The sequence below is a fragment of the Microbacterium sp. genome (genome assembly GCF_049661145.1).
GTDB lineage: Bacteria > Actinomycetota > Actinomycetes > Actinomycetales > Microbacteriaceae > Microbacterium.
The window spans coordinates 1-2,983 of record NZ_JBASZT010000116.1; the positions used below are offsets into that span (position 1 = coordinate 1).

At 70.9% G+C, this 2,983-nt stretch carries 3 protein-coding genes and 1 pseudogene; all 4 read left to right on the forward strand.

The window, feature by feature from the left end; all coding sequences use genetic code 11:
* Window positions 1–370: ACT domain-containing protein (locus WBP48_RS05245; RefSeq protein WP_424437123.1), on the forward strand; the 370-nt coding region annotated here is incomplete at its 5' end.
* Between the two features lies 1 nt (window position 371).
* A complete protein-coding gene (gene thrC, locus WBP48_RS05250) occupies window positions 372–1,442 on the forward strand; it encodes a threonine synthase (protein WP_424437126.1) in 1,071 nt (356 codons plus the stop codon).
* Window positions 1,439–2,374 (forward strand): homoserine kinase, encoded by a 936-nt coding sequence (gene thrB / locus WBP48_RS05255; RefSeq protein ID WP_424437129.1) that lies wholly within the window; start codon window positions 1,439–1,441, stop codon window positions 2,372–2,374. Before thrC ends, thrB begins: the two co-directional genes overlap by 4 nt.
* Window positions 2,375–2,536: 162 nt before the next feature.
* Window positions 2,537–2,983, forward strand: a pseudogene (locus tag WBP48_RS05260) (hypothetical protein); the annotation flags it as partial.

Consider the following 2,983-nt stretch of genomic DNA (forward strand, 5'->3'; position numbering starts at 1 on the left):
CCTCGGCGACGTGGTCTCGGCGGCCCGCCGCCACATCGCGGGGGGCGTCGGCGTCGGCGAGTCGACGCGCGCGAACCTGCCCGTCGTGCCGATCGGCCGCGTCACGACGCGGTATCAGATCACGCTCGAGGTGACAGACACCCCCGGCGTGCTGGCGACGGTCGCCGGCATCCTCAGCGACGGGCACGTGTCGATCGCGACCGTCGAGCAGACCGTGCTCACCGCGGGCAACGGCGCACCGGGAGTCGCGCGCATCGTCATCGGCACCCACCTGGCACGGGAGCAGGACCTCAGCGAGACCGTCGATCGTCTCGCCGCCACCACCGTCGTGCACCGTGTGGTCTCGGTGCTGCGAGTAGAAGGAGACTGAGATGGCACATGTCTGGCAGGGAGTCCTGCTCGAGTTCGCCGACCGGCTGGGCGTCACCGACACCTCGACCGTCGTCACGCTCGGCGAGGGCGGCACGCCGCTGATCCCGGCGGCATCCCTCTCGCAGCGCACCGGCGCCGACGTCTACGTCAAATTCGAGGGGATGAACCCCACCGGCTCATTCAAGGACCGCGGCATGACCGTCGCGCTCTCGCGGGCCGTCGAACACGGCGCGAAGGCGGTGATCTGTGCCTCGACGGGCAACACGTCGGCATCCGCCGCCGCCTACGCGGCGCACGCCGGCATCACGGCGGCCGTCCTCGTGCCCGAGGGGAAGATCGCGATGGGCAAGCTCAGCCAGGCCGTCATCCACGGCGGCAAGCTGATCCAGGTGCGCGGCAACTTCGACGACTGCCTCGAGATCGCGCGCGAGCTCGCCGCGAACTACCCCGTGCACCTCGTCAACTCCGTCAACCCCGACCGCATCGACGGGCAGAAGACGGCCGCGTACGAGATCGTCTCGCAGCTCGGTGACGCGCCTGATTTCCACTACATCCCGGTGGGCAACGCCGGCAACTACACCGCCTACACCCGCGGCTACCGCGAAGAGGCCGCACGTGGGGCCGCGACGAAGGTGCCGCGCATGTTCGGCTTCCAGGCCGCCGGATCGGCTCCCATCGTGCGCGGCGAGGTCGTCAAGGCCCCCGAGACGATCGCTTCGGCGATCCGCATCGGCAACCCGGCCTCGTGGGATCTCGCCCTCGAGGCGCGCGACGCGACCGACGGTTGGTTCGGCGCGATCGATGACGATCGCATCCTCGCGGCGCAGAAGCTGCTCGCCGCGACGGTCGGTGTCTTCGTCGAGCCCGCTTCGGCGATCAGCGTCGCGGGTCTGCTCGACCGAGCCGAGGCGGGACTCGTGCCGGCCGGCGCGAAGGTCGTGCTCACCGTCACCGGTCACGGACTCAAGGACCCCCAGTGGGCGCTGCGTGCCCCCGACGGCAGCGAGATCACCCCCACCGTCGTGGACGCGTCGACCAGCGAGGTCGCCGCCGTGCTCGACCTGGCATGACCGTGACCGAACGCACCGTCGCGGTGCGCGTCCCCGCCACGAGCGCGAACCTCGGCCCCGGCTTCGACACGCTGGGACTCGCCCTCAGCGTGTACGACGAGCTGACTGTCACGGCGCTCCCGGAGCCGGGGCTGGAGATCATCGTCACCGGCGAGGGCGCGGGGGAGGTGCCCATCGATGCGTCGCACCTCGTCGTGCGGTCGATGGCGTACGCGTTCGAAGCGTCCGGCCGCGAGTTCCCCGGCATCCGCCTCGTCGCGCACAACACGATTCCGCACGGGCGCGGCATGGGTTCGTCGGGCGCCGCAGTGGTTGCGGGCCTGTTGGCGGCGAAGGGACTGCTCGCCGGCGAGGTCGAGCTCGGTGCCGACACGCTGCTGCGCCTGGCGACCGAGCTGGAGGGGCACCCCGACAACGTCGCGCCGGCGCTGTTCGGCGGCCTCACGATCGCATGGCTGGACGAAAACGGCCCGCAGTACAAGAAGCTGCTCGTGCATCGCGGTGTGTCGCCGCTCGTGTTCGTTCCCGACTTCACGATGTCGACCTCGGTCGCCCGCGGTCTCGCGCCGCTGCAGGTGACGAGGGAGGATGCCGTGTTCAACGTCTCGCGGTCGGCGTTGCTCATCGCCGCGCTCACCCAGAGCCCCGAACTGCTGCTGGCGGCCACCGAGGACAAGCTGCACCAGTCCTACCGCGCGCAGGCGATGCCTGCAACGGGCGAACTCGTGGGGGCGCTGCGCGCGCGAGGCTTCGCCGCCGTCGTGTCGGGGGCCGGCCCGAGCGTGCTCGTCCTCGCCGATGGTCCCGGCCAGCGCCTCGCGGCGGCGGCGGTCGCGGCATCCGCCACAGACACACCGTGGGAGCCCCTCATGCTCGCCGTCGACGTCAAGGGTGGTACAGTGAAGAACGATACGGAGGGTGCCACGGCGTGACCGTGAATCTGGCCTCCGTCGCAATTCTGCGAACCCCCGCATAACCCCCGCTGCACTGTCGGACGTCCGTCTCGGACGCGGATGCGCGCACGCGAAGGGCGCGCCTGTCGTGGACGGCGCACGTGCGGATCTGTCCAATCCACCATGCACAGAAGGAGAACTGTGGAGTCCCTCTCCGAGATCCAGACCGAGAACATCGATGAGACGCGCGAGGATGCCGCCACCGACGTGAGTGGCCCCGCCACCACCGACGCGCCCGCGGCGGAAGACGCTCCCCGTGTCGATGACGCACCAGCCGAAGACCTCGCCGCCGAGGAGTTCGCTGTCGGAGCGCCTGCTGCCGAGGCCGCTGTCGCTGAGGAATCGAGCGAGTCGGCTGTCGAGGCGCCGACCGATGCCGATGCCGAGGGGTCGAGCGAGCCGGCTGAGTCGTCCGAGTCGGCCGAGTCGGCTGCGGAGGAGCTCGCCGTCGCGGAGCCGACCGAGGTCGGGGTGGCGGAGGCCGCCGACGCGCAGACCGAGGCCCCCGACGTCGAAGTCCCCACTGATGCTGCCCCCGTCGTCGAGGCTCCCACCGAATCGCAGGCCGGACCCGACGCCGCCGAGCCC

What these genes read in the sequence shown, in the direction of transcription:
- thrC (WP_424437126.1), top strand. Translation starts at nt 372, where the DNA reads ATGGCACATGTCTGGCAGGGAGTCCTGCTCGAGTTCGCCGACCGGCTG.
- thrB (WP_424437129.1), top strand. Translation starts at nt 1,439, where the DNA reads ATGACCGTGACCGAACGCACCGTCGCGGTGCGCGTCCCCGCCACGAGC.